Source organism: Paraliomyxa miuraensis, from assembly GCF_026337845.1.
Lineage (GTDB): Bacteria > Myxococcota_A > Polyangia > Nannocystales > Nannocystaceae > Paraliomyxa > Paraliomyxa miuraensis.
In genome coordinates, this window is the sequence record NZ_JAOVZF010000160.1 from 1 (window position 1) to 26,850 (window position 26,850).

Annotated in this window: 21 protein-coding genes; 9 read left to right on the forward strand and 12 right to left on the reverse strand. The window is 71.0% G+C overall.

The annotated features are described in order from the left end of the window. The coding region (locus OEB96_RS33375; RefSeq protein WP_266220887.1) for a BamA/TamA family outer membrane protein at positions 1-3,824 on the forward strand (3,824 nt) is incomplete at its 5' end. Positions 3,825-3,857: 33 nt separating this feature from the next. Here OEB96_RS33375 and OEB96_RS33380 read toward each other — a convergent pair. The 4 genes from OEB96_RS33380 to OEB96_RS33395 all read right to left on the reverse strand — a co-directional run bounded on the left by OEB96_RS33380 (position 3,858) and on the right by OEB96_RS33395 (position 9,698). Continuing rightward, complete coding sequence (locus OEB96_RS33380) at positions 3,858-4,955, reverse strand: alpha/beta fold hydrolase (protein ID WP_266220888.1); 1,098 nt, start codon at positions 4,953-4,955, stop codon at positions 3,858-3,860. Positions 4,956-5,075: 120 nt separating this feature from the next. Next, entirely contained in the window at positions 5,076-7,367 is a 2,292-nt protein-coding gene (locus OEB96_RS33385) for a hybrid sensor histidine kinase/response regulator (protein ID WP_266220889.1), read from the reverse strand. Between the two features lie 120 nt (positions 7,368-7,487). After that, entirely contained in the window at positions 7,488-7,991 is a 504-nt protein-coding gene (locus tag OEB96_RS33390) for an FKBP-type peptidyl-prolyl cis-trans isomerase (RefSeq protein ID WP_266220890.1), read from the reverse strand. A 108-nt stretch (positions 7,992-8,099) separates the two neighbouring features. After that, positions 8,100-9,698: a L,D-transpeptidase gene (locus OEB96_RS33395; RefSeq protein WP_266220891.1), complete on the reverse strand. Its 1,599-nt coding sequence runs from the start codon at positions 9,696-9,698 to the stop codon at positions 8,100-8,102. Between the two features lie 137 nt (positions 9,699-9,835). Here OEB96_RS33395 and OEB96_RS33400 point away from each other — a divergent pair, with 137 nt between their 5' ends. Genes OEB96_RS33400 through OEB96_RS33410 form a run of 3 tightly spaced genes read left to right on the forward strand, consistent with a single transcriptional unit; the run spans position 9,836 to position 12,453 of the window. After that, the gene (locus tag OEB96_RS33400; RefSeq protein ID WP_266220892.1) at positions 9,836-10,606 is read left to right on the forward strand and encodes a hypothetical protein; all 771 of its coding nucleotides are present in this window, start codon (positions 9,836-9,838) and stop codon (positions 10,604-10,606) included. A 41-nt stretch (positions 10,607-10,647) separates the two neighbouring features. Continuing rightward, the gene (locus OEB96_RS33405) at positions 10,648-11,256 is read left to right on the forward strand and encodes an NYN domain-containing protein (RefSeq protein ID WP_266220893.1); all 609 of its coding nucleotides are present in this window, start codon (positions 10,648-10,650) and stop codon (positions 11,254-11,256) included. Positions 11,257-11,289: 33 nt separating this feature from the next. Next, positions 11,290-12,453, forward strand: coding sequence for an aromatic ring-hydroxylating oxygenase subunit alpha (locus OEB96_RS33410; RefSeq protein ID WP_266220894.1), 1,164 nt, complete (start codon positions 11,290-11,292; stop codon positions 12,451-12,453). A gap of 42 nt (positions 12,454-12,495) precedes the next feature. On the opposite strand, the gene OEB96_RS33415 is transcribed toward OEB96_RS33410, so the two are convergent. The 3 genes from OEB96_RS33415 to OEB96_RS33425 all read right to left on the reverse strand — a co-directional run bounded on the left by OEB96_RS33415 (position 12,496) and on the right by OEB96_RS33425 (position 16,228). After that, the gene (locus OEB96_RS33415; RefSeq protein ID WP_266220895.1) at positions 12,496-13,119 is read right to left on the reverse strand and encodes a hypothetical protein; all 624 of its coding nucleotides are present in this window, start codon (positions 13,117-13,119) and stop codon (positions 12,496-12,498) included. A gap of 58 nt (positions 13,120-13,177) precedes the next feature. Then, positions 13,178-14,365 (reverse strand): type 2 periplasmic-binding domain-containing protein, encoded by a 1,188-nt coding sequence (locus OEB96_RS33420; RefSeq protein WP_266220896.1) that lies wholly within the window; start codon positions 14,363-14,365, stop codon positions 13,178-13,180. A gap of 132 nt (positions 14,366-14,497) precedes the next feature. Beyond that, positions 14,498-16,228 (reverse strand): TldD/PmbA family protein, encoded by a 1,731-nt coding sequence (locus OEB96_RS33425; RefSeq protein WP_266220897.1) that lies wholly within the window; start codon positions 16,226-16,228, stop codon positions 14,498-14,500. A gap of 187 nt (positions 16,229-16,415) precedes the next feature. On the opposite strand from OEB96_RS33425, the gene OEB96_RS33430 reads away from it, so the two are divergent. Then, entirely contained in the window at positions 16,416-17,156 is a 741-nt protein-coding gene (locus OEB96_RS33430; RefSeq protein ID WP_266220898.1) for a hypothetical protein, read from the forward strand. 59 nt (positions 17,157-17,215) lie between these two features. On the opposite strand, the gene OEB96_RS33435 is transcribed toward OEB96_RS33430, so the two are convergent. Beyond that, entirely contained in the window at positions 17,216-18,289 is a 1,074-nt protein-coding gene (locus OEB96_RS33435; RefSeq protein ID WP_266220899.1) for a PhoH family protein, read from the reverse strand. A 114-nt stretch (positions 18,290-18,403) separates the two neighbouring features. On the opposite strand from OEB96_RS33435, the gene mazG reads away from it, so the two are divergent. After that, positions 18,404-19,288 (forward strand): nucleoside triphosphate pyrophosphohydrolase, encoded by an 885-nt coding sequence (gene mazG / locus OEB96_RS33440; RefSeq protein WP_266220900.1) that lies wholly within the window; start codon positions 18,404-18,406, stop codon positions 19,286-19,288. A gap of 100 nt (positions 19,289-19,388) precedes the next feature. Further along, the gene (locus OEB96_RS33445) at positions 19,389-20,003 is read left to right on the forward strand and encodes a hypothetical protein (RefSeq protein ID WP_266220901.1); all 615 of its coding nucleotides are present in this window, start codon (positions 19,389-19,391) and stop codon (positions 20,001-20,003) included. 113 nt (positions 20,004-20,116) lie between these two features. Here the strand turns inward: OEB96_RS33445 and OEB96_RS33450 are convergent, their stop codons facing one another. Continuing rightward, on the reverse strand, positions 20,117-20,938 hold the full coding sequence (locus tag OEB96_RS33450; RefSeq protein ID WP_266220902.1) for a hypothetical protein: 822 nt from the start codon (positions 20,936-20,938) through the stop codon (positions 20,117-20,119). A gap of 155 nt (positions 20,939-21,093) precedes the next feature. Between OEB96_RS33450 and OEB96_RS33455 the strand changes: the two genes are divergently transcribed. Then, positions 21,094-22,443 (forward strand): bifunctional folylpolyglutamate synthase/dihydrofolate synthase, encoded by a 1,350-nt coding sequence (locus OEB96_RS33455; RefSeq protein WP_266220903.1) that lies wholly within the window; start codon positions 21,094-21,096, stop codon positions 22,441-22,443. A gap of 99 nt (positions 22,444-22,542) precedes the next feature. Beyond that, complete coding sequence (locus tag OEB96_RS33460) at positions 22,543-23,565, forward strand: SGNH/GDSL hydrolase family protein (protein ID WP_266220904.1); 1,023 nt, start codon at positions 22,543-22,545, stop codon at positions 23,563-23,565. Positions 23,566-23,593: 28 nt separating this feature from the next. Here the strand turns inward: OEB96_RS33460 and OEB96_RS33465 are convergent, their stop codons facing one another. Genes OEB96_RS33465 through accD form a run of 3 tightly spaced genes read right to left on the reverse strand, consistent with a single transcriptional unit; the run spans position 23,594 to position 26,744 of the window. Continuing rightward, the gene (locus OEB96_RS33465) at positions 23,594-24,610 is read right to left on the reverse strand and encodes an ATP-grasp domain-containing protein (RefSeq protein WP_266220905.1); all 1,017 of its coding nucleotides are present in this window, start codon (positions 24,608-24,610) and stop codon (positions 23,594-23,596) included. Further along, positions 24,607-25,812, reverse strand: coding sequence for a bifunctional folylpolyglutamate synthase/dihydrofolate synthase (locus OEB96_RS33470; RefSeq protein ID WP_266220906.1), 1,206 nt, complete (start codon positions 25,810-25,812; stop codon positions 24,607-24,609). Before OEB96_RS33470 ends, OEB96_RS33465 begins: the two co-directional genes overlap by 4 nt. Further along, positions 25,809-26,744: an acetyl-CoA carboxylase, carboxyltransferase subunit beta gene (gene accD, locus OEB96_RS33475; protein WP_266220907.1), complete on the reverse strand. Its 936-nt coding sequence runs from the start codon at positions 26,742-26,744 to the stop codon at positions 25,809-25,811. The genes OEB96_RS33470 and accD overlap by 4 nt, the downstream gene beginning before the upstream one ends. Between the last annotated feature and the right edge of the window lie 106 nt (positions 26,745-26,850).

Sequence of the window (26,850 nt, forward strand, 5' to 3'; positions counted from 1 at the left end):
CCCCCCCCGAGGCGAGCCCCCCGCCCTCAGGCGATCCCGATCCCGCCCCCCGAGACCCCGCCCCCCGAGACCCCGACGATCCCGCCTCCCGCGCCGAGGATCGATGGCTCGATGCCTCGGGCCTCTTGCTCGACGAGGTCGACCTGACCGATCCGCTCGGCCCGGTCGAGGCGGTGCTCGAGGATCTCTCGACGCGTCCGGGCATCACCGTGATCGACCGCGCCCGCACCGTCGATCGCCTGCGGGGCGAGACCCTCACCGCGCGCCTCCACGGCGTGGACGGAGCGCTCTTGCAGTACATGCTCGAGCGGATCGCCGAGGACGGCTACCAGATCCTGCTCGAGCCGGTGGGCGAGCGAGCGTTCCTCCTCATCGCGCTGCGCAGCCGACCCGGCCAGGGCCGAGGCGTGCTGCTGGTGGGCGTCGAGTCGCTGGAGATCGAGGGGACTCCGCGGAGCGGGGAGTCGACGGAGATGCTGAGCAAGCTGCTGGTGCTCCCGGCGGGCGGGGTGCTGCCCGTGGGGATCACCGAGCAGCTGGCGGCGGTGGGCTATCGCGCCGCGCTGCAGGCCTCGGGATCCGGGGAGATCACCGTGCAGGTCTCACCGGGCCGCTCGATCCGCCGCGTGCGGGTGTACGGCAACCTCCCGCTGTCCACCCGCGAGGTTCGACGCGTGCTGTCGCCGCAGGCGCGGCCCGGGTCCCTGGCGCCGGGTCGCTGCGCGCCCCCCAACGAGCTGGGCCGTCGGCCCAAGGAGGTCGTGCCGGGCGACAGCGGACGCCGCGGCGGCCGCGAGCAGCGGGCCGCTGCCGTCGATGCCCCGTATCACTCGCGGATCTGCGAAGAGGACGATCTGGCCTGCCGCGAGTGGGAGCGCACGGAGCTCCAGCGCCTCGAGCGATTCCTGTTCGACGAGGGCTACCTCGACGGACGCGCCGCGCTGGGGTTCGCCTGCGGTCGCAGCGACGAGGAGGTCGATCTCTACGTCACGCTGCGCAAGGGCCAGTCGTACCGGGTCGGGGCCATGAAGATCACCGGCAACCTCTCCACCCAGGACCAGCGCTGGATCCGACGGGTGTTTCGCCCCACGGTGAGCCCGTTCATCCCCATTCCCCGCCGCATCACCCGCAAGCACATCGAGAAGACCAAGGAGCGGGTGGCCCGGGAGTACGCCGAGCCGCGGGTGGGCGCGGGCTCGGGCGCCCGCCGCCAGCTCAAGTACCCCTACCCCGGGGTCCGCATCGACACCGACTTCGACCGGCTCGATCCCGACACGCTCCCGCCCGGCCGCAAGCTGCCCCTGACGATCGACGTGCAGCTCGGCCAGGGGGTCAAGACCGAGTTCCTGTTCAACGAGCACATCACCGACAACCGCCTGCGCTCGCAGCTGCAGCTGTTCCAGCGCCGCGAGCCGGCCAACGCATCCGCCGCTCAGCGCGAGGCGGCGCACCTGCGGGGCTTCTACCAGAGCCGCGGCTTCATGCTCGCGACCGTCGAGGGCAAGTTCGACGACTTCGGCAGCCTGCCCACCCTGCGCTTCACCGTCCGCGAGGGTCCGCGCGTCACCGTGCGCTCGGCCCAGCTCGTGCTCCCCGTGTTCCAGGCCACGGGCGTCGAGGACGAGGATCCGATCGAGAAGCTGGTCCAGCGCGCGTACGAGCGCCGCCGCAAGCTCGAGCCGCGTGCCAGCTTCACCGATGCCCATGCGCGCGAGGACCTCGGCCTCATCCTCTCCACCCTCAACGAGGCGGGCTACTTGTGCGCCCGCGCCACCATGCGGGTGGCGTTCTGGCCCGAGGGCCTCGAGCGCCAGGGGCAGCATGCGGTCTTCGACTCGTTCACCGAGCTCGACACCCAGGGCTCTCCCCAGTGGCTCGAGGGCCAGCTCGACGCCGAGGGGCTCGCGGCGCTCCGCCAGCAGCGACGCGCCGGGGTCTATGTGCGCATCGACGTGGTGCCGGGACCGCGGGTGATCACGTCCGCGCGAGAGGACGTTCGCTACCTCGAGCAGCCGATCCCGGGCAGCCGCGAGACCCAGGGCCTGCCCGTGCTCGACCACGGCGCCTGGGGCAAGCCGCTGATGCTGCGGGGCAGCCCGCTGCGGCGCGACCGGGACGAGAGCGCGGGCGACATTCCGGTCGACCTCACCCTCGATCGCGAGGTCGAGCGCGACATCGTGCGACGCTATCGTGCCAGCGGCTACCCCCTGGCCGACGTGGAGCTGCGCTGGCGCTATACCGACGCGCGCGGCAACGTGCACCGGGTCGCGCAGGCCGAGCGCCTCGCCACCCCCGAGCTCGGGCTGTGCCAGGAGCACGCCCGCGCGGCCGAGGCCCTGGTGGACACGGAGCTGGCGGTCTACGAGGGCCGCCCGGGGCGCTTTGGCACCACGCTGCTGCGCGGCAACTTCAAGACCCGCCGCAAGGTCCTGCTGCGCCAGAAGACCTGGGAGGAGACCGACCCCTACGATCGCCGCGAGGTCGACGAGACCCGTCGCAACATCGAGGGGCTGGGCGTCACCGAGGCCGTGCAGGTCCGCGAGATCGAGGTCGGCTGCCACCTCGACGACGACGAGGACCAGTGCGTGGTGCACCACGTGGTCTCGGTGACCGAGTCCAAGGATCGCTCGATCGACGTGACCGGCGGCATCGGTGGCGCCACCCTCGACCCGCTCTACGTGTTCTTGCGCCCCACCCTGCCCAACATGCTGGGGAGCGCGTGGGATCTCCAGCTCGACGGCCACTACGGCTTCGGCAACGTGCTCGGCACGTTCTGCGGCGACGAGAACTGCTACGAGCGCAGCGGGCGGGCGTCGCTGCTGCGGCGCCGGATCTTCGCCAAGCCGCTCACCTTCGAGCTGACCGGTCAGATCCAGCGACGGCTCACCCCGGCCCGCGGCCAGATCGACAGCGCGCTGGCGCAGGCCCGCTTCACCTGGCCCGTGGGCGAGCACTGGCGCATGTACGCGGGCTACCTGGTGCAGATCGCCAACATCTCCAAGGACGTGTCCAAGCCCGTGCTGGGCGTGGAGGACGGCTGCGCCTACGAGGGCAGCGACAGCAAGCTGTGCCGGCTCACCAATCGCAGCGAGGCCATCGTGCCCGATCGCACCGGGGGGCTGCAGGCCGGCGCGGTGTGGCAGAAGGTCGACAACGCCTTCAACCCCGACAAGGGCTTCATCCTCACCCTCGACTGGCTGTTTGCCACCCCCTTCCCCGGACTGGGCCGTGAGTGGTGGCTGCGGGGCGACGTCGGCTGGCAGCAGTTCGTGCCGATCCCCAGGACCGACAGCCGCCTCAACTTCCGCTACAGCCTGCGCTACGGCCACGCGCTGCCGCTGCCCCAGCTGCCGGGGAGCACCGGAGCCACGTCGGTGCCCGAGATCTGGCGCTACTTCGGCGGTGGCACCATCGATCTGGGCATTCGCGGCATCGAGCCCCAGACCATGCTGGTCGACGTGGAGCGCATTCCGGGCTCGTTCGGCACCGCCCGCCTCAGCCCCACCGCCCAGGGCGGCCACATCCGCGCGCTGGGGACGGTCGCGCTGCAGGTCGTGTCGATCCAGAACTTCCTGGGCGGCAAGCTGGCCCACTCCGCGTTCGTCGACCTCGGCGTGCTCACGCAGAAGTGGTCGCAAGTGAAGCTCGGTCGCGACCTGCGACGCAGCGTGGGCATCAACTTCGTCAAGTGGGACATCCGCATCGTGACCGTGTCGGTGGGCTACGCGGTCCTGGTGCCGGATTGGATCTGGCCGGGGGGCAACGTGGGACCCACCGACGATCGCGACGGGCGGTTCGTGTTCGACGTGGGCGCCACGTTCTGAGCGGCGTGGTCGGGTGACGCGCCTCGCCTCGGATCAATCCTCGTCGTCCTCGTCCTCGTCCTCGTCGTCATCATCGTGCGGGTAGTCGCACCCCTCCGAGGCCGCGATCGCATCCACCAACGCCTGCGGATTGGAGAACTGCAGCGTGTGCACCGTGTCGGCCCCCAGCACGGGCACGTAGCAGTGCGAGTCCTCGTCGCCCGTCAGGTGCTGGTAGAGCGTCTCGCTCTCGGCGAGCTGCACGTAGACGTCTTGCTCGTAGGCGATCACCCGCAGGCGGGTGTCGTCGAGGAACAGGTTCGCCCCCGCCGAGGGGCGCGAGCCGAAGCCACCGGTGCCGTTGAGCTGGTGGATGGCCTGCAGCGGCTCCCCGAGGGCATTGAAGCCGCCGGCCTCGATCTCCTCGGGCGTGAGTGCTCCTGGCACCACCTGCCCCTCGAGATCGGTGAAGTAGAACGCCGGCCACAGCTCCACCGGGATCTCGAACAGCAGGCCGTGCACGGGATCGTCGACCGCGTACGCATCGATCAGCCCCGTCAGGTTGCCGCTGTCTCCCAGCGCCCACGGGACCTCGGCGGGAAGATCCGACGCGACCAGGATGGCCTCGTCGATGTCGAAGCGCTTCTCGAGGCTGGAGCCCTCGTTCACCAGGCGCTGCTGGAGCATCTGCACCAGCGTGCCGCCCATGCTGTGACCGAGGATGGTCTTGGGCTCCACGTCCATGTCGTTCAGACGCGTGAGGATCTCGTCGAGGGCCTCGACGTAGTCGTGGAGATCGAGATCGCCGAGCTGCCCTCCCACGGGCACGCCGCTGTTGCCACGCACCGGCATGTCGGCCGAGAGCACGCAGTGTCCATCGCCCAGCGCCTCGGCGTAGGGGCGCCACGACGCGGCCGCAAAGACCCCGCCGTGCACCGCGAGCTGACAGGACCCGAGGTCGCTGCGCTCGTCGATCACGTCGAGATCACCATAGACATTGACGAACACGTCGACCGTGACACCGGGCTGGAACTCGACGTCCTCCAGCATCACACCGTGCGTGCCATCGACCCCGATGTCCCAGGTCTCCCAGCACCCTCCACACAGCAACAACGTTCCTAGCGATCCACAGGCGAGCCAACGATGTTTCATCACACCATGGTGACAGCTGCGGCGCACGACCGTAAGTGGCTATTTTCGCTCGCGCGGTGCGACGACTCGTCACCTCGACCCACATGCGTGGCTCGATTCGCGGTCGAGTCGTGGCTGCGTTCAGGCCCGGACGAGCTCGTCGAGCAACGCATCGAGCGTCTCGGGCAGGAACGGCTTGCGCACCAGACGAGCCGGAGCGAGCGTCTCGGCGAACGAGCGCGCACGCTCGGTGAGGGCCCCCGCGGTGATGAAGCCGCAGCGATCGGCGAGCGAAGGGTCGATCGCCCTGATGCAATCGAACACCTCCATGCCGGTCATCGAGGGCATCATGAGATCGCAGATCACCGCGTCGAAGCACTCGCCCTCGCGCACGCGCTCGATGGCACGCTCGCCCTCGGTCTCCACGATCACCTCGTGGCGGTTGCGGAGCAGGCGCTCGATCAGCCGCCCCACGCTGGGCTCGTCGTCGACGCAGAGGATCCGCCGGCTCGCGGTCCCCATCGGTGCCGCCTTCTCCACCGGCGGCCGCGGCTGGTCCGGGGTCGAGGCCACCGGCAACGACACGCGAAACGTGGTGCCCTGCTCGAGCTCGCTGTGGAAGTCGATGCGACCACCGAGCCGTGACACGATGCCGTGGCAGATCCCCAGCCCGAGCCCGGTGCCCGTCCCGACCTTCTTGGTCGTGAAGAAGGGGTCGAAGACCCGAGACTGCAGCGCCGGCGGGATCCCGACCCCGTTGTCGCCGACCTCGACGACGACGACGTTGCCCTGCTGCTCGGTTCGCACCCGAATGACGTTGTCCTGCAGGGGCCGGTCGGGGAGCGCCTGCAGGGCGTTGATGAGCAGGTTGGTCAGGACCTGTCCGATGCGCGCGGAATCACCGAGGACCCGGGGCACCACGCCGAGGTCGAGCTCGAGCTTCGCGCGGTGCCGGATCTCGCCGTGCAGCATGCGGATGGCCGAGCGGACGACCTCTTCGAGGTCCACCGCCGCCCCGGGGGAGTCGTCCACGCGCGAGAACGCCTGGAGGTCGCGCACGATGGCGGCCACCCGCGTGGTGCCCTGCGAAGCATCCTCGAGCGCGCCGACCACGTCCGCGAGCGGGCCGTCCTCGCGCACCTGCTCGAGATCCTGCAGCAGCTCGAGCGCGAGCGAGACGTTGCCCGCGACCCAGGTCAGCGGGTTGTTGATCTCGTGCCCCACCCCGGCCGCCATCGTGCCCAGCGACGCCATTCGGTCGGTCAGCATCAGCTGGGCCTCCATGCGCTTGCGATCGGTGATGTCGTTGAGCATCTCGACCACGTAGCGCGGCGCCCCGCTGGGACCGCGCACGAGCGACACGGTCTCGTGGACCCACACGCGCTCCCCCTCGGGGCGAACGAAGCGACGCTCGAGCTCGTACGACTCGGTGCTCCCCGCGAGCAGGTCCGCGTGGGCCGCGGCCGATGACTCGCGATCCTCGGGATGCACCAGATCATCGAAGGTGACCTGGCGCAGCTCCTGGCTCGAGCGCCCGATCATGCGGCCGAACGTCGGGTTGCCCTCGATCGCGTCGGTGTCCACGTCGCGCAGCAGCACCCCCAGGCCGGCGTTGTGGAACACGGCCCGGAACATCGCGTCGCTCGCCCGGGCCGCGTCCTCGGCCTGCTTGCGCTCGGTGATGTCGATGAACGAGCACAGCACCCGCAGGACTTCGCCGTTGGTGCCGCGCTGGACCACGGAGTCGATGAGGATCCAGACCCGATCGTTGGTGCGAGGGCGGTGCACCCCCATGATGACGCCGGTGATCGACTCGCCGGTGCGCAGCGACACCATGGCCGGGTGGTCCTGCCCCGGGAACGGCGATCCATCCTCGTGGATCGAATACCACTGCTCGTCCATCGAGGTCCGCCCCGTGATCTGATCCTCGGTGAGGCCGAGGATGTCGAGCGCGGCCTGGTTGGACAGGAAGATGGTGCCGTCGGCTCGCTGGGCCACCAGCCCGGCGCGCATGTCGTGGAAGACCGAGCGCAGCAGGTCCTCGGTGTCTCGCTGTGCCTGCTGCTTGCGCTCGGTGACGTCGGTGGCCACCAGCCACACGTGGCCGCTCGCGGGCTCGCCCATCGCGTACCACGACAGCCACCGCTCGCCGCCCTGCTCGTGGTGCCAGCGGGTCTCGACCCCGACGGGACCCGTGCCGAGCGCACGGCGCCGGTCCCAGTCCGCCGACGTCCGCTCGCGATCGTCGGGGTGGATCAGCGACAGCGCGGGTCGATCGAGCAGCTCCTCCACCTCATGGCCGAGCGTCTCGGCCAGGCCTGGGCTCACCGCCACCACGTGACCCCGCCCATCGATCACCAGCGAGCAGTCGTGGCCCTGCTCGGTGAGCGCCAGCCAGTGTCGTACGAGCGCCGTGGATAGAACCCCGTCCATGATGCTTCTCCTGGCTACGATGGTGACATCTCATGCGCGGCCAACGAGGACTTTCCGACGTCGGATCGCACGGCCACGCGCGCATGTGCGCGGCCCCGGCCTCCCGATGGCGATGGCGCGCTACTTCTTCTTGGGGGGCGGAGGTGGCGGCGGAGCGGTCATTGCCTTGCCCGCGTCCTTCTCGGCGGCCGTCGCGGCCCGCATCCCGACGACCTTGATGGTCATGCTGATCGTCTGCCCCGCGAGCGGATGGATCATCCGCACGGTGACCTTCTCGTCGTTGGCGTCGACGACCTCGAGTAGGATCGTCTGCCCTCCGCTGCCCATCCCGGCCTCGAAGCGCTGGCCCGCGTCGAACTTGGCATCGGCCGGGAAGCTGCTGCGGGGCAGCTCGCTCGTCGGTCCATCCTCGGGGTTGCCGAACGCCTGCTCGGGGGGAAGGTCGAAGTGCTTCTCCTCGTCCTTCTCCATCCCGATGACCTTGGCATCGAGTCCCTTGATGATCGCGCCCTTGCCGACCAGGAATGACACCGGCCCGCTGAGATCGGAGGACTCGATGATCTCCCCCTTCTCATCGAGGATGTCGTAGGTGATGGTGACGACGGAGCCAGCCTCGACCTTCATGGGTGCGGGCATCGTACAGCGGCCTCGACCCCTTTGAAACCCCGGGGACGGCCGCGTGGCGCCGATTTGGACCCCACGCGGCCCCGGGAGATCGCCTCGGAGGCCGCGCTACTCGGTCACCACCACGGCGCTCCCACGCTTGGTGCCCTTGGTGGGCGAGACCGCGTGCCACTCGGACGGTAGCGGAGGATCGGTGAACCCGAACAGCCAGCGTGCGTCGCTGGGCGAGAGGTTGACGCATCCGTGGCTGCGCACCTGCCCGAAGCCCGCGTGCCAGAACGCGCCATGCAGCGCCACGCTGCCCGAGAAGTACTGCGTCCACGGCACGTCGTCGATGGAGTAGGCCTCGTCTTCCTGGGGCTGATCCCGCATCGACGCCGCCACCAGCTTGGTCTGCACCCGGTGCACGCCCACGGGGGTCATGCCCGGCTCCTTGCCGGTCGAGATCAGGGTGGCGAACACGGGGCGATCGCCGTCGTAGGCCACCAGCGTCTGCTCGGACAGATCGATGTGGATCCAGTGCTCGTCGGAGTTCACCCCGGGCGGGCGCTTGAGCGGGCTGGCCTTGCCCACGGCGTAGCCGCGCATGAGCAGGCCCTCGCCGTCCACGTAGTAGACCTTGTTGCCGATGTGCACCTGATCCACGAACGGGTGGGTGGAGAGGCGCTCGGGCGTGGTCCCGCTCTCGATGAGGACGTCGCTGCCCTCGGTCTCGCGCTTCATCAGGGGGAGCTCGCGACGCACGAAGTAGATCGGCAGATCGGAGGGTCTGGCGACCACCTGACCGCGAAACTCGGGGCTCTCCTTCTGCCGCAGCTGGTACTTGCGGGCATAGGCCCCGCGCAGCGTCCGGAGGAAGCGCCGCTCCATGCGAACCTCCTCGCCGCCCTTGGTCACGTAGTAGCCCGCGTTCATGTACTCCTTGACCACGGCGGGCACGTCGGACGGTCGCTTGGAGGTGTCGGTGGGCATCGGCTCGCGGGCATGCTTGGCATACCAGGCGGAGCCGGCCGCATCGGCCTGATCCTGCTCGTTGAACGTGGGCAGGCGGTGGAAGAACGGGGTCATCTCGTCCTTCACGCGCCAGTACTCGTAGGGCAGCGCCGCCTCGGTGTCGGGCCGCACCGAGGCCACCACGAGACTGGCGGGGGGAGGCGTCTCCTCGACCCGCAGCCCTGCCAGCCGACAGATCCACCCGCGCGGGAACACGCGGTTCCATCCCTGCTCGCACCCTCCGCCAAAGGTGCGCTCGGCATCGGTGCGCACCCGCGTGCCCGCGTGCAGCACTCCGATGATCGGCGACTGCAGATCGGCCTGCTCGCGCACCACCACGGCGAGGCTCGTCACCAGGCCGTGACGAGGGTACTGCGCCTCCCCGGCCTCGCCGAACGCAGCCGGCTCGCCCTCGTAGATCGGCGGGAACGACTGGTAGTGCCCCTGCTCGTCCGGCTGGAGGAACGGGGGACGGGGGCCCTCGGACTCGGAGGGCTCGGTCCCGCCTTCGCCGGGGTCTTGCGCCGCGCCGTCCTCGTCACCCGCCGCGTAGGGGCTGGGGATCTCGGGATCGGCGTGGTCGCCCTCACCCGCCTCGGCGACCACGGCCGGGTCGTCGGCGGCCACGGCCGTCCCCTCGGCGCTCGCGGGTCCCCGGCTGAGCTCGTAGCCCATCGCCACCACCCCGCCACCCAGCAGGAAGGACCCGATCATCTCGATGAGCCGACCACGCTCCATGGCTTTTCCCATGTGGGACCGAGGACACTAGGGCAGCCGGCCCACCAGGGCAAGACCGACCCGCAGGACCCGGTGGCTTGCCGCCATGGGGGCCCGTGGTCCATGCTCGGGGCGTGCACGCGGTGACGGCCCTGCCCTTCCCACTGGTGATCGCACTGGTGGCGGGACCGGCGCCCGATGCCCTCGATGCTCCCGATGCCGCGGCAACGGAGGGCGAGCCCGCGAGCGCAGAGCCGGAACCCACGAGCACGACGCCCGAGCCCGCGAGCGCCGAGCCGGAACCCGCGAGCGCGACGTCCGAGCCCGCGAGCGCGACGTCCGATGCGGCTGCGCCGGCTCCTCGACCTCCGCGCATCGATGGTCCCTACCTCGGGGCCACGATGTTCGGCGGGCTGGGCCTGCTGCGGGTCAACGACTTCGATACCCCGGGCCCGTTCTCGGTCGCCGGTGCAACCGCGAGCGTGGGCCAGATGGTGTTCCCCTGGCTGGGCCTGGGCCTGCACGGGGGTGGGAGCGGAGGCGTGCGAAGCGCCGACGGAGCACGCCAGCGCCTGGGTCAGGGGCACCTCGGGGTCGAGTTCAAGTTCGTGCCCCTCCCCAAGCGCCTGCCGCTCTTGTCCCTGCGCACCTCGTTCGGCTTTGGGGGCGGAGCGGTGCGGCAAGAGGGCATCGCCCAGCGCTCGGGCTTCGGCGGGGCGCAGTTCTCCGGGGCGGTGCGCTACGAGCTGTTCCCCTGGGCGGCCCGACGACGGCCCTACCGCGGCGGTGGCTTCGGCCTCGGCCCCGAGCTGGGCTGGGTCGGCTTCACCCCCGCCGCGGCCGGCCGCCCCATGTCCAACGTCGTCTACCTGGCGCTCACCACCACGTTCTACTTCGGTAGCTAGCCGACCCGCGCAGAGGACGACGGATCATGGGCGTGCCATCGATGCAATCCAAGATCTTCGTCGACTTCTGGAACTTCACGCTGCAGTGGCAGAACCGCAGCGGAGGCGCCGATGCGGACTGGCGAGCCCTGCCGCAGGTGATCCACGCCAAGGCCGACGAGATCGTGCGCAACGCCAGGGCGGCCGACGAGCTCGAGCTGGCCGAGACGCTGGTCTATGCGTCGTACGAGCCGGGCCGCGACGACAAGCTCCGCGACTGGCTCGACTCGTGGCTCGATCCCCAGCCGGGCTTCCGCGTGGTGTGCAGCGAGCGAGCCTGGCGACCGCGCTCGATCCACTGCCGCGAGTGCGGGACCACGACCAACGTGTGCCCCTCGTGCAGCGCCGAGCTCGGGCACGCGGGCGAGAAGGGCATCGACGTCAAGATCGTCACCGATCTGGTGGCCATGGCCTGGGAGGACGACTACTCGGTGGCGGTGCTGCTGTCGTCCGACAAGGACTTCATTCCCGCGGTCGAGTGCCTGCAGGAGCGCAACTACAAGATCATCAATGCGGCCTGGCGGGGGGCCGGCGTCGAGCTGGCCAGGACGTGCTGGGCGGCGTTCCATCTCGATGATCTGATGCCGCAGCTCGTGCGGGGATATCGGTGAGGCGCTCCTTCCACGGCGGTATAGTCTTCGTTCGTGGTCCCCACCCCCGACTCGGCCCTTCGCGAGCTCGTCGCCCGCTTCGATCCCACGATCCCCGTCGAGCGCGCCAGCACCCCACCCTCGGCCTGGTACACCGATCCCGCGGTCTTCGAGCTCGAGCGCCGCGCCGTGCTCGGACGCGCGTGGCAGCCGGTGGCGCGGCTGGCCGAGCTGGCCGGCCCCGGCGCCTACCAAAGCGGCTGCATCGTGGGCGAGCCGTGGCTCCTGCTGCGCGGAGACGACGACGCGCTGCGGGCGTTCTCGAACACCTGCCGGCACAAGGGCCGCGAGGTGCTGCAGGGCGCGGGCACGGCCGAAGCGCTCGTCTGTGGCTACCACGCCTGGACCTACGACCTGCGCGGACGCCTGCGCAGCGCTCCCCGCATGGCCGGCATCCAGGGCTTCGATCGCACGGCGCTGTCACTACCGACGCTGCCCGTGGAGGCCTGGGGCCCGTGGGCGTGGATCAACGCCTCCACCGACGCCGCGCCGCTTCGGCCCCGCGTGGCCGCGCTCGACGGCCTGCTCACCGCCCGTGAGTGGGAGCGGCTGCGATTCCACTCGCGGACGTCGTGGACGCTCGCGTGCAACTGGAAGGTCTACGTCGACAACTACCTCGACGGCGGCTACCACGTGCCGCACATGCACCCGTCGCTCGATGCCCAGATCGACATGTCGACGTATCGCACCGAGCTCCACGGCGAATTCTCGGTGCAGACGGTCGCCTCCGCCGCCGCGGGGCCCTCGGCGCGGACCCAGGTGGATCCCGGCGAGCGGATCGGGCCGGGGGCGATCTACGCGTGGATCTACCCCAACGTGATGCTCAATCGCTATGGCCCGTGCCTCGACAGCAACCATGTGATCCCGCTGGGTCCGGAGCGCTGCCGCGTCGACTACGAGTTCTACTTCGTCGACGACGGACAGGGCTCGGAGGCCGCCCGACGCTTCGTGGAGTCGAGCATCGAGCAGGCCGTGATCACCCAGCGCGAGGACGAGTCGATCTGCGAGTCGGTCCAGGTGGGGCTGCGCTCGCGGCACTACGACACCGGGAGGTACGCGCCCCGGGTGGAGCACGGGGAGCACCACTTCCATCGCTTGTTGGCCACGGACCTGCGGCGGGCGGTGGGGCTGCCCCTGCCCGATCCTGCGCCGACTTGACGATCGGACGCGCGCCGACCGGCGCCTCGCCAGTCCGTGTCGTCACTCGTTCGCCACCACCATCGCCTCGAGCGCATCGATGTCTGCCCCGGGCGTGTTCACCGTCTCGAGCCCCTGCCCTGCCACGTCCCGGATCCGCACCGCGTCGAATTGCAGGCCGGCGCCGCCGAGCTCGGCGTCGACGTCGATCGCGCCCTCACGATCGGGCGCGGTCGAGAGCCGAACATATCCGTCGCGGCCCACGCGATCGCCGAGCTGGTCGCGCGTGGCGGGGGTGGGCCGTAGCTCCACCACCACCCGCTCGTCGAACCCCGCCTCGTACACCACCAGATCTGCCGCCGGGCTCCCGCTGGTCGCCATCACGCACGGCTCGAAGCCGATCGTCAGCGTCCCGCCATCTCCGATCGACACCGTGCCCAGCGGCGGCGTGGGCTGGTGATCGGGAGGTCCGAGCGCGGCCTCGGGATCGATCACGTCGTCCCGCAACGGCCACGCACCGCCCCCCGCGGTGGGCTCGTAGCCCACCACGACCTGGGCGAATCCATCCTCGGCACGCTCGCCGCAGCGTGGTGCATCGAACGCCTCGAACCAGGCCACGGGCGTGCGACCACAAGCCGGTAGCGCGACCACCAGCAACGGCGCCACCAGGTGCCAGCGACGACCCACGGCACCATCGTCGCCCACCGGTGTCCACTCGGTCAATCCTGGGATGGCCGAGCGTCGGCTAGCGCTCGGGCTTGGGCCGCTGCATCACCTTCTCCTTGGTGATCCAAAAGACGTCCGTGTCGTCGACCGCAATCGAGCGCGCCAGATACTGCATCTGCGCCACCATGATCTCGTCGCCGCCGGCGTGTGGGATCGCCTTGACGTTGGTCCAGTCGGTCCAGTACACGAGCGAGTCATCGGCGGCGATGCCCCACGGCGCCGTCTGATCCAGCGCCAGCAACCCGGGTCCCCCGCCGCCCGCAGCGGTCGACGACAGCACGCTCTTGGGCTGATCATCGGGGTTGCCCAGGCCGTTGACCCAGAAGATCGTGTCGGCCGCCGCCGCAATCCCCCACGGCTCGCTCTGATCGAGGGCCACCCACTCCAGGTCGGCCACATCGGTGGGCACCTCGGCCGACGCCAGGTACACCACCCCCGGCGGAGCCAGCCCGGGCATGTCCGGCGGCTCGTGCACGGTGAAGTACACGTTGCTCCCGTAGACCACCAGGTCGGCCACCCCGCTGCCCACCGCCACCAGCGTCTGCGGCGGGTTGCCGATCCCCGCCGTGGAGACCCGTCGCACCCGTCCCTCGATCTCGTCGAAGGCACACCAGTACACGTGGTCGCCGTGGAGCTGCAGCATCCGCGGGAATCCATCGGCCGACAGCGCGATCGGAGGCCCGCTGGGCAGGTTGGCCCTCCACACGCTTCCGCCATCGACGAAGGTGGTCCAAAACACCTGGTCGTCGTTGGCCACCACGTCATAGGGCTGCATCTGCAGGTTGGCCAGCTCCTCGAGCTCGCCGCCGCCCTTGGGCACGCGGTTGACCGTGCCGTCGGCCTGGTCGGTGAAGTACACGAAGTCGCCGTGCAGGCTCAGCCCGCGCCCCTCCTCGAGCCCCTCGACCAGCGTGATGCACCCGGGGCAATTGGGATCGACGGGCTCCATCCCCGTGCTGCTCGAGCTCTCGCCGTCCGAGCCCGACGACCCGGTGCTGCCGCTGCTGGTCGAGTCCTGCGCGCCCGTGGTCGTGCTCTCGCCCGTGGTGGTCGGAAGGCCGGTCGAGCTGCTGCCGCCGACGCCGGTCGAGCCGCTGCCGCCGAGGTTGGTCGGCAGATCGTCCCCGAAGCAGCCCAGGAGCAGCAACGGCGACGCCAGGGCCAGGGACGAGCGTTGCCTTGGGATCGACGGAAGCAGCCTCCGCATGCGGGATAGTGTCGCTCACAGCGGGAGGCTGCCGCTACGGTCGTCCCCGAGCGCAACGCGACCGTCGTTGGCGGCCGCTTCGGGAGCATCGCCTCGCGGCGCCGCGCGGCCTGCCAGCACGCGTTGGCGTGCCTAGGATCTGCGTCTGCGCCCCCGCTTGCGGTGGTCCACCGTCCTGCCCCGGCTCCCGTCGTCGGCAAAGGGCGGCGGCAGCAGGGGCTCGTGAAAGCCGTGCGTGCTGCGCTGCTGCATCTCGATCTCGGAGAGCAACAGCGCCGGGGCCATCCCGCTGACGGGAATCGAGCCGCTCTCGGCGTAGCAGTAGCCCTCCTCCCACCCGGGCTCTCCACCGAATGCCACCACCCGCTGCAGCGCTGCCAACGGCGTTCCAATCAGCTCCACGTCGCGAACGCGCCGCCGCTCGCCGCTGCCCACGTCGATCACCCAGACCTCGGCCGGCTCGCCCTTGAACACCTGGAAGTCGTAGGCCTGGGTCGACGTCTCGCCGCCGTGGACCCGCACGATGATCATCGCTTCCTTCCGCCCCTGCCGCTTGGCCAGCTCGACCAGCTCGTGCTCCAGCTCGTCCCAGCGCTTGGCCCGGTCGGGGCGCCCCACCACGGTCAGGTGCGCCATGCGAGACATGGGCGGCGCGAGCCCGTCGTGGCGCCCGTGGCCGTTGCTCTGCCGGCTGTGGCGGGTGGGCGTGCGTCCGTGCAGGAACCCGCGCAGCACCCCATCCTCCACCAGCAGGGCCCGCTGCGCCGGCACCCCCTCGTCGTCGACCCGGTAGCTGCCCCACACCGGCTGACCGTCGGGGCCGGTGGCGGTGGGATCGTCGAACACGTCGATCCCCGCGGGCAGGATCCGCTGCCCCAGCTTGTGCGCGAACGTCCGCGTCTCTCCCCGGGCCACCAACCGATCGCCCTCGAGCCGGTGCCCGAGGGCCTCGTGGAACAGGGTGCTCGCCGCCTGGCCGGCCAGGAGCGCCGGACCGATGAAGGCCCCCGGCGTGTCCGCCTCGCGCATCACCGACAGCTCGGCCAGCACCTCGTCCACCAGCGCCCGCAGGCCCGCGGCATCCGGCATGCTCGACAATACCCGGGCATAGCGCTGCTGCGCCGCCTCGGTGTACACGCCGTCCTCGGTCAGCACCCAGCCGCCCACGTCCACGTAGGCGAAGAAGTCCTCGGTGATCACCTGCGTGCCCTCCGAGGTCGCCATCCACCGGTGCACGCGCTCCACCGTCAGGGTGATCCCGGGGTCGTGCACCTCGGGGTGCCGAAGGAACGCCCGTGATGCCTCGCGCAGCATGGCCTCCCACTGCGCCCGCGGAAACGGATCGTCCGAGAGCGGCTCGCGGTGCTGCAGCGGAGGCTCGCGGGTCAGCGCGTCGACCTCGTCGCGCAGGTACTCGCTGACCATGGCCTTCTTGTGGTCGTAGTAGTCCTCGAGGGCCTCGTCGAACTTGAGCTGACCGAGCTTCCACAGCGCCACGTGGAGGGCACGGGGGTCGAGATCGTCGGGCGCCTCGACCCACTCGGCGCTCTCGCGCTCGTCGGCCCGCGTGTCGAGGCCGGCATCGATCACGTTGTCGAAGTGATGGTCGCCCACCCGCACCTCGCAGTAGATCCCCGCCCGGTGGTCCTCACGGGCACGGATCAGCGAGCCGTAGGCCGCCCGCAGCCGCAGCGAATGCACCCGCCGCAGCGAGTAGCCCATGAAGTAGGGCCGCGGGCTGCCGGGCACGTCGAAGCCCTCCATCGAGCGCCGCAGCTCCCGCATCATCACGTCGAGCACGGGATCGGCATCAACGGGCGGGATGAGCGCGGGCTTGCGACGCGAGGCGGAGCGAGAACCCATGAGGGCGCCTGACATAGCGGGCGGGCGGGCGGGCGGCAAGAGCAGCCCGCAGCGTGGTCTCCCGGGGCTTTCCCGGGCTCGTGCCCACCGGGCGGCGATCTCGCCCGAGGCGGTGGCACCGATCGACGCGCCCGCGCTTCGGGGCTCGATGGTCGATCGTTGGGCTCGCAGAGGACACTACCGCCTCATGCAATGCCTTCACTCGCTTCGCCTCTGGCCGTGGCTCCTCGCCGTGCTGCTCCTGCCGGCCTGCGACCCCGCGCCCGGCGACACCGACGCCGACGCGGCGACCGCCACCGATGGCGCCACCAGCATGGTCTCGGGGACCACCACCGCCGGGACGGAGGGCAGCGAGGACACCCTCGACCCCAGCGCCACCAGCACGGCCGGAACCGCGCCGGAGGTCTGCCAGCCCTTGCCCCAGGACGGCTGGCCCTGCACCGAGGACGGCGACTGCGAGATCGCCGGCGACTGCTGCGGCTGCACCGCCTACAACCCCTCGATGGGAGCCCCCGGCAACTGCGGGGGTGGCTGCGGCCAGACCGTGTGCGAGCAGCTGGGGGTGACCGAGGCGTACTGTGACACCGGGGTCTGCCGTGTACGGGGCCTGAGCTGCGATCAGACCGCGGTCCAGTGCGATGCCGCCGCCCCCGCGTGCCCCGACGGCCAGCTGCCGCAGGTCTCGGACCACTGCTACACGGGCGCTTGCCTGCCGATCGAGCACTGCGACTGGGTCCCCGATTGCTCCTACTGCGCCGCCGGGGACACCTGCGTGATCACGCAGACCGCCGCCTGCGACCAGCATCGGTGCCTGCCCCCGTTCCCGGAGTGCCCCGGGCCCGCCACGTGCAACTGTCTGGGCGCCGTCGCCTGCGCTCCGCCCCATGGCGCGTGTGCCATCGATGGCGACGCGATCGTGTGCTCGTAGCCAGCGCCCGCCCCATGCGCGAACGGGCGCCGGGCCCGGAGGCCAGGATCAGGCCAGGATCAGCCCTCGACGGCGCCGCTGCGTCCCCGCGAGGAATCGTCGCGATGGCGCCGCCGCGGCGCATCGTCACCGTTGCCATTGCCGTTGCGGCCCTGAACCTGCGCCGCGCGCTTGCGATCGTCGTCGTCGTAGGCCTCGATGATCGCCTGCACCAGCGGGTGCCGCATCACGTCGCCCTTGGCGAACCGGCACACCGCGATCCCGTCGACCCCGCGCAGCACCTTGAGCGCGTGGGCCAGCCCGCTGCGCTGACCGGTGGGCAGGTCGACCTGCGAGGGATCCCCGGTCACCACCGCCTTGGTGTTGGCGCCGATCCGCGTCAAGAACATCTTCATCTGCTCGCGGGTGGTGTTCTGCGCCTCGTCGAGGATCACGAAGGCATCGTTGAGCGTCCGCCCCCGCATGTAGGCCAGGGGGGCGATCTCCAGCACCGTCTGCTCGACCATCCGCAGCACCTTGTCGGGCGGGAACATCTCGTAGAGCGCGTCGTAGAGCGGCCGCAGATAGGGGCTGATCTTGTCCTCGAGGGTCCCGGGCAAGAACCCCAGCCGCTCGCCCGCCTCGATCGCGGGCCGCGACAGCACGATGCGCCGCACCTGCTTGTCCACCAACGCCCGGGCCGCCATGGCCACCGCCAGATACGTCTTGCCCGTGCCGGCCGGCCCCACCCCGAACGTCAGGGCATGGCGCCGCATCGAGCCGACATAGCGCTTTTGGTTGAGGCTGCGGGCCGTGATCCCCCGGCCATCCGAAGGCCGCACCAGGATCACGTCCTCGAACACGTCGCGCAGCTCGACCTCGGCGTCGTGGCGCAGCACCTCGAGCGCCCGCCCCACGTCGCTTCCGTCCACCGGGTTGCCGGCCCGGGCCATCCCGTAGAGCTGCCGCAGCAGCCTCGCCACCAGCGGAGCCTCGGGGCCCTCCACCACCACGTCGTGGCCTCGCACGTGCAGGCGAGTCCCGCCGGTCTCTCGCTCCAGCGTCGCCGCCGCTCCGCCCTCGCCGAGCACCGCCCCCAGCATCACCTGCAGCGGGTCGCGCTCCTCGAAGGTGAGCTTTTCTTGCAGGGACAAACCGGCGTGCCCGTGGGGACAGTGATCACGGTAGCACGCCATTTCTGCGCAGAGCCCGCAATGCACGGTGCCCCTCCGACGCCGCGCTGCCCATCTGCTAGAACGCCGGTCGCGATGGACGAGCGCGCCCCCGACCACCGATCCCTGGGCCTGCGCGATGGCCTGCCGGGTCTGCGCGATCTGATGGACCGGCTGCTCGATCCCGAGCGCGGCTGTCCGTGGGATCAGGTTCAGACCCTCGACACCCTGCGGCCCTACCTGCTCGAAGAAGCGCACGAGGTGCTCGAGGCCATGCACGATCCCCGGGCCCATCGCGGCGAGCTCGGAGATCTGCTGTTCCAGGTCGTGTTCCACGCGGCGCTGCGCGAGCGCGAAGGCGCGTTCGATCTCGACGGAGTCGTCGAGGCGATCCGCAGCAAGATGATCCGCCGCCATCCCCACGTGTTTGGCGATCCCGTCGCCGGCCCCCGCGCCCAGGGGCTCACCCCCCAGGACGTCGAGCGCCAGTGGGCCGCCATCAAGGCGTCCGAGCGCCGCCGCATGGCCGACGACGGGGCCGACGGCCCGCCCGATCCGCTGGCCGGCGTCCCTCGGGGCTTGCCCGCGCTCCAACGGGCATGGCGGCTCCAGGACAAGGCAGCCCAGGTCGGCTTCGACTGGCCCGACGTCGAAGGGGCCCTGGGCAAGGTCCGCGAGGAGTGGGAGGAGCTCGAGCAAGCCCGCCACCGGGGCGACGTGGAGGAGGTCCGCGAGGAGCTGGGCGATCTGCTGTTCGTGCTGGTGCGCGTGGCGAGCAAGCTGGGCGTCGAGCCCGAGGACGCGCTGCGCCGGGCCAACGCCAAGTTCGAGCGGCGCTTTGGCTACGTGATGGAGCGCTGTCATGCCGAGGGGATCGCGCCCCAGCAGGCCGGCCTGGCGGTGCTCGACGCGTTCTGGGACCAGGCCAAGGCCCGCGAGCGCGCCACGATCCCCACCGCGGACGATCCCCACGAGGCTTGAAGGGCTCCTTCGAAGGCCCCGCGAGGGCGATGCGCATGCTCGGCACCACTGGCCGGCCCTGGATTCGTCACCTAGATTGAGAGGTGCGTCCGGCCCCTCGATGACGGCCTTCTCTCAGACGTTGGCGCTGCGCCACGTGTACCGCGACGATGGCGCGGGCACCAAGGCGGCCGCGAGGCCGCATCTGGAGGCAGCCGCCGACGCCCTCGCGATGGCACTCTTGTGCCTCGAGGACGGCGACGCCCACGGTGACCGGCGGTGGCGGGCCGAGCAAGCGCGGGGGCTGCTGGCCGATGCGGTCATCTCGCTCAGCCGCGCACGGATCTACAACCCGCGGATCCGCACCTTGGCGCTGCCGCTGGTGATGGCCACGGAGGTGCGACCCGAGGCCGAGCTGTCCCGGCTGCACCACATTGCCACGCGGCTATTGTTCCAAAATCACGAGCACTTACCGGCAAGATTGCAAGCGATGCCTTTGGGTCCCGAGGACGAGGCACAGCTCGCCGTGGTGGTGCGCGAGCTCGGCTTGGCCGCACGGCTCGGCCAGGCTCTTCGACACCGCTGGGCCTTCGCCGCGTTGGGCGTCACCGTGGCCGGTCCGCTGCTCGGAGCGCCGCTGCTGGGGGCCGCCGCCGCCGTGGGCACGGTGGTCGCGGGCCTTCTGCGCAGCAACGGCAACGGCGACGACGAGGCCGGGCACGGCGCCACGACCTGAGCGCTGCACGTCGACGAGCGCCGCCATCGGCTCACGTCACCATCACGACGGAGGCGGCGGCTCGAGTGCTCGAAGGGCCGGCGGCCGAGCCTGGGCCGGGACTACGGCCGGGATTAGGGTTGGGGCGGAGGCGGTGGGCCGGACGGATCGATCGAGTCGGAGACCGTCGCGACGGCATCGGAGAATTGCACGACCAGGAGCTTGTAGCCGGCCTTGCCTTCCACGAACTGGACTCGCGGCACCGCGTCGCGCTTGAGCACGAGCGTGGCCACGGTATCGCGTCCTCGCCGCGTCACCTTCACGGTGCGCACCGGGGTCTTGAAGTAGCGCAGGTCCAAGAAGCGCAGGTTGTTGCGGACGTTGACCTTGGTGTTGCGCATCTTGAGGCGCACGGTGAGGCCATCGGTTGCGACCTCGTAGCTGGCTTCGGCCGAGAGCTGGAAGAACACCCGCGAGCCCTCGGGTGAGCGCTCGAACCCGGTCCAGGTCATCACGGCCGGCGGCGTTCCAGTCTGGGTGACCGGGAACGGTGGCACGTGGTTGCCCTGCACCGAGACCCCCGAGTAGAAGCCCACGGGATTGGGCGCCGCCACGGAGGGGTCATCGGTCCGCTCGTAGCGAGGCACCAGCGGCTGGGACTTCGAGAAGCCCCAGGTGCGCGACAGATCCTGCGGCGGTGGCTCGGGCTCCTGCACCGTGGGCTCGTCGACCGGCGCGGCGGCCGTGGGCGGCGGCGGGGTTGGGCTCGACCCGGACTTGGAGGTCGGCGACGGCGGCGAGCTCGAGGCGGGGGCCTTCGTGGCCGGGGCCGGCGTGGGGGCCGTCGTGGGTGCCGTCGTGGGAGGTGGTGGGGTCGCCCGCTTGGCGCCGCCCGGCGCCGACGGAGGCGGTGGAGTCGATGGCGCCGCAGCGGCGTCGCTGGCCAGGCCGGACATGGCCCCAGGGAGGGCCAAACCCAGCGCCAGGCACGAGAGGGCACGCATCCGAGAGCGCATCACGAGCCAGGATACCCGATGGTCGCCCATGAGGACAAAAGATCGGGGCACCGGTCCAGCGCACGGGATCGGTCGAGTGCATCATCGGTGCACGCATGTCCACCGAGGATCCGATCCGTGCGCTGCTGCAGCTCCCCGTCCACGGCGCCGGCCTGCCGCTGCACCGCATGCTGCACGTCGTCGATGCGCTGGAGCACTGCGCGCCCGCATGGGTGACGGCGCTCGATGCGATCAAGATCACCGGATCCAACGGCAAGGGCTCGGTCTGCACCATGGTGGCGGCGATCCTCGGAGCCGTGGGCCTGAAGGTGGGGCTCTATACCTCTCCCCATCTGCTGCGCTTTGGCGAGCGCATCGTGGTGGACGGCCGCCCGATCGACGGGGCGGAGCTTCACCAGAGCCATGCCTGGTTCCAGCGGCTGCGCGAAGACTACCTGGACGCGCATCCGGGAGACGACTTCGGCGCGTTCGAGGCGATCACGGCGGTGGCGCTGCATCGGTTCGCTCGGGCCAACGTGGACGTGGTGGTGGCCGAGGCGGGGATCGGGGGGCGCTACGACGCCACCCGCGCGATTCCGGGCCGAACGTGCGGCCTGGTGTCGGTGGATCTCGAGCACACCACGCTCCTGGGGAGCACGGCCGAGACGATCGCGTTCGACAAGTCCGAGCTTTGTCCGCCGGGAGGGACGTTGCTGACCGGCCCCCTCCCCGTCTCGCTGCGCCGACGCCTGCACGCGCACTGTCGCCTGCGCGAGGTGGAGCTGGGCGGGGTCCACGAGCGCACCGAGGCGAGGGTCCGCACGCAATCGCTCGAGGGGACGACGGCATGGATGGCCGTCGATGACTTGCTCGTGCCCGCGCTCGAGCTCCCGGTGCCGGGGGAGCACCAACTCGACAACGCGGCGCTCGCCATCGCGCTGGCCCGGCACTGGCTGTCGCGACACCGGCCCGAGCTGGCGAGCGCGGCGCTGGGAGCTGCGATTCCACGGGCCCTGGCGGGGCTGAAGCTGCCGGGGCGACTGGAGGTCGTGGCCCACGAGCCCACCGTGATCGTCGACGTGGGGCACACGCCGGCCGCGACCGCCGCGGTTGCGCGGACGCTCGAACCCCTGGTGGGGACCCGGGCCGCGATCCTGGTGGTGGGGATCTCGGAGGACCGCGAGCCCGATGCGATCGTGGAGCCGCTGCTGGCGCTCGCCAGCGAGGTCATCGTCACGCGAGCCCACCACCGCGGGGGGGAGCCGTCACGCCTGCGTCCGGTGCTGGAGCGGTGGGCGCAGGGACCGTGGAGCGTGGTCCCGACGATCGAGCAGGCGATGGTGCTGGCGTGCGAGCATGCACGCACGCAGGGGCGGCCGGTCGTGGTGGCGGGGGGGCTGTTCCTGGCCATGGAGGCCAAGGCGACGATGGGCGGTGGCGATCCGGCAATGATCCTGCGGGGCTGACCACGAGCGGGCCCTCGGAAGCGGACGGTGCGGCGGCCGGGCGGGATCGTTGCGACGCCCCTGCGCTCTTCGAGGCCCTCGTGTGGCACCATCGAGATCATGTTCGTGGACCTCGAGCCCAACGCCGTCGTGTTCGGCGACAGCAACACCTGGGCGTTCGGTCCGGCCTGGGTCGACACCCTGGTGAGGAAGGGCTGGCCGCGATCCCAGGTGGTGCTCGTGTATCGCTCGGGCACCACGCCGCGTCACTGGCTCCCGCGCGAGCACCCGCTGTACCACGCCGGCCACGGGGTGATGTTCGAACACGCGGAGTCGGGCCGGCCCTCGATCCACGATGCGCTGTCGCCGACCACGGAGCTGGTGATCATTGGGCTCGGCGGCAACATGAAGCCGGGCACCCGCGACGACGCCTCGGCCGACGCGCTGCTGCAGGTGGTCACGCGGCTGGCTCCCCTCGCCCGCATCGTGTGGCGCGGCACCCCGCCCTCGACCGCCACTCCGAGCGGGCAGGTCGCCAACCGAGCCACGCGGGCCGGTCGCCATCAGCGCAACGGCATGCTCAAGGAGCGGCTCTCGGCCCAGGGCTTCGAACTGCTCGGCGAGCGCGTCTCGAGCTCCCAATCGCGCCTCTACGTGGACGTGCTGGCCATGCATGCCACCGGCCCCGCTCCGAGCGTGCAGCCGCTGGCCACCGGTCGCGACGTGGACCTGGAGGCGGAGCAGGCGTTGCTCGCCTCGCTGCGCAGCGATCGCTGGGCCAAGGACGAGGTGGCCGTGCGTGGGCCGTGGACCTCGTTCGTGCGAGCGCGCGACGCCAAACCCTCTCATGTGCCACGCGACGCGGCGGCCGATCTGGTGGCGATCGTCGCCGAGCGCGGGGCGCTGGAGACCTGCCGCAAGCCACCGCGGCTCCCCCTTCGCGCCACCGTGGTCGACCCCAAGGCGCTCGTCCGCGAGGGCGGGCCAAGGTTTCGCGCCGTTCGTGGCGCGCAGCTGCCCCAAGGGGGAACGGTGCTGCTCGAGAAGTGGTCGGGACGCTACGGCCACGTGCTCGACGGGCAGACCAAGCAGCCGCTGGGCTGGACGATGCGCAGCAATTTGGAGCTGGCCAAGCCGCGGTGAGGCCCCACCGCCCGAGCGGGTGCGATTCCTAACCGCGCGCCTCCATGATCGCCGCCACGATCCGCTGCTCGATCCCCACCACCTCCTCGTAGCACCCCAGCCGCGCCATGTTGACGAGCAGGGGCGAGGCGTTGACCTCGATCACCACCGCGTCGCTCGGATCCTGCTCGAGCGAGTCGACCTTGAGGTCCACGCCGAAGTGTCGCAGGCCCAGGCACCGGCCGATCCCCCGTCCCAGCGCCTGCCAGGGCTCGGGCACGGGGAGCACGCGCTCGCACGTGCACACGCGGTTGAGGTTGAGCACCACCTCCTCGAGGCACAAGCTCTGGCCCCGAGGCAGCACGGTGGCCGGGCTCATGCCCTGCTCTCGCACCCGCCGCTGCCAGGCGGGCTCCAGCGGCAGCTGCTGCGCGCACCAGGCCGCGTCGAGCCGTGGATCGGCGGCCTCGAACAAGGCCTGGATCGAGCGCTCGCCGTCGCCTCGCAGCACCACCGGGCGGCGTACGTAGGCCGCCACGCAATCGTCGTCGACGAAGTCCAGGCGCAGGTCCACGCCCAGCACGGGCCGCTGCACGAGCGCGAGGTAGTCGTGCTGCCACACCCGATCGATCGCCTGCCATAGCTCGCCCTCATGCCGCACCAGCGCCACGTCGCGCCCGCGGCTGCCCGCGTTGGGCTTGACCACCAAGGGCAGCCCGTGCCGCTCGAGGAACGCCCGGGCCGGCCCCTGCCCGGTCTGCGCGTCGTAGCCGAGGAACCGCCCGGGCCGCAGGCATCGCGTCCCCAGCGGCACCCGATGTCCACCCGCGGCCAGGGTGGCCGCCGCGTAGAACTTGTCGGTGGCCAGCACGTAGGCGCCCGCGTCGTTGAGCGGCGAGATGCTGCCCATCAGCACCACGCGACGCCCCGCACTGCGGATCTCGTTGAGGTACCCGGTCTCCTCGTCGAGGCAGGTGACCTCGTAGCCCAGCCGCCGGGCGGCCTCGAGCCGCATGGCCACTTGCGAGCAAGGATCGAGCGCGGGCGAGGCGGAGGTGACCGTCACGCGCGGGATGATAGCCGGGGCTCTGGTCGAGGATCCTGGGGATCGTCGGGCTCCACGCGGCCCAGCACCCGTGCTCGAACCGCTCCCACGAGCGCATGGGAGCCGCACACGAGCACCACCGCGCCACGGTCGAGTGCATCTCGCAGGGCCAGGGCCAGGGCAGGGTCACTCGGTCCGTCGAAGCTCCGCTCGACCACGGGGTCGGGCCCCTCGCCGATCGGCACCCACCAGCGCGGGCACCCCAGCCCGCGCAGTCGTGCCAGCATCCCCGCGCGATCCTTGTCGGGGTTGCATCCGAACAGCACCACCGCGGGCCGCGGAACGACCGCCTCCTCGACGGCCGCCACCACCGCCGCGATCCCGTCCACGTTGTGGGCAACATCGAGGCACAAGACCCCCGCCCCCACGTCGAGCCGCTCGAGCCGCCCCGGCACCGACACCCCATCGAGGTCCGCCGCCTCGAGGCCAGGCACGACCGCCCGGCCCGCGGCCAGGGCAACCGCGGCGTTGAGGCGCTGGTGCGCGCCCACGAGCCCCGCCGGACTGGCCGACCAGGGCTCGACCACCTCCAGCCGGCTGCCCACGGCCTCCGCCTCGGCGTGCAGCACCGCCATCACCTCGGGGGCCTGCGGCACGGTGAACGCCTGCCCTCCCGGCCGCAAGGCGCCCGCCTTCTCCCTGGCAATGTCGACGAGCGTGGGCCCGATCGCCGCCTCGTGATCGAGCCCGATCGACGTCAGCGCCACGACCGTCGCCGCAACGACGCGGGTGGCATCCCGCCGAGCCCCCAGCCCGGCCTCCACGATCGAGACATCGATACCCTGGGTCGCGAGCCACCAAAGACCCGCCAGCGTGAGCAATTCGAAGAAGGTCAGCGGCCGCGGCAGCGACAGCCCCGCTTCGACCCGGGCGACCTCGTCGATCGCATGGCCCAGGACGTCGTCGTCGATCGCTCGTCCCGCCCGACGCACTCGCTCGCCCAGCCGATGCAGGTGGGGGCTGGTCAACGCGCCCGTGACCAGCCCCTTCCTCGACAGGCCGCGCTCGAGCAAGGCCACCGTCGAGCCCTTGCCGTTGGTCCCCACCACGTGGATGGTCGGCGTGCCCTCCCCGGGATGCCCCAGCGCCTCGTAGGCCCGCTGGACCACCGAAAGATCCAGGCGAACGCCCAGCGGCCGCCGAGCGAGCAGGGCTTGGGTCACGAGGGCGCCGCGACGGGCTCACCGTCGCCGTCGGGCTCGCCGTCGTCGGTGGGCTCGGGCTCGGGGGGCACCGGCCGCGGCGGCGCCCCCATCATCAGGCGAAGGAGCGTGCCCAGCTGCTCCTTCATCTCCAGGCGCGGCACGATGCGATCGACCATGCCGTGCTCGAGCAGGAACTCCGCCCGCTGGAACCCCTTGGGCAGGTCCTGACCGATCGTCTGCTGGATCACGCGCGGCCCGGCAAAACCCACCAGCGCCTTGGGCTCTGCGAGGACCAGGTCGCCCAGCATGGCGAAGCTGGCCGCCACCCCGCCGGTGGTGGGGTGCAGCACCACCGAGATGTACGGCAGCTTGGCCTCGCGCAGCCGCGCGCGCGCGGCCGAGGTCTTGGCCATCTGCATCAGCGAAAGCACGCCCTCCTGCATGCGGGCGCCCCCCGAGGCGGACAGCACCAGGGCGGGGCGCTGAGTCTCCAGCGCCCGCTCGAACACCCGGGTGACCTTCTCGCCGACCACCGAGCCCATCGAGCCGCCCATGAACTCGAACGCGAAGAAGCCCACGCTCACCGGTACGCCATCGACGTCCCCGAGCCCCGAGAGGAAGGCATCGCCCGGACCCGCGGAGCGCATGGCCCTGGCCAGGCGATCCGGATAGGGCTGCTGGTCGTGGAATTCGAGGGGGTCACCCGAGCGGAGTTCCTGGTCGAGCTCCTGCCAGGTCCCCTCGTCGACGGTCGCCGCAATCCGCTCTGCGGTGGGCATGGGCGCGTGGTGCTGGCACACCGGGCAGACCCGTAGGTTGGCGACCAGCTCGTCGGTGTACGTGATCTCACCGCACGACTCGCACTTGGACCACAGCCCCTTGGGGATCGAGTTCTTGGACTTCGCGGAGTCGGGCTCCAGCGCTTCCTTCTTGCGTCGCCACCACGCCATGGTCGGCCCGGGTTCTATCCCGGTTTCGCACCGGTGGTCCACTCGCCGTTCCCGCCGGGCCGCCGCTGCGCGCCGCGGGCGTGGTCCCACCGGTCGCGCAAGTCGC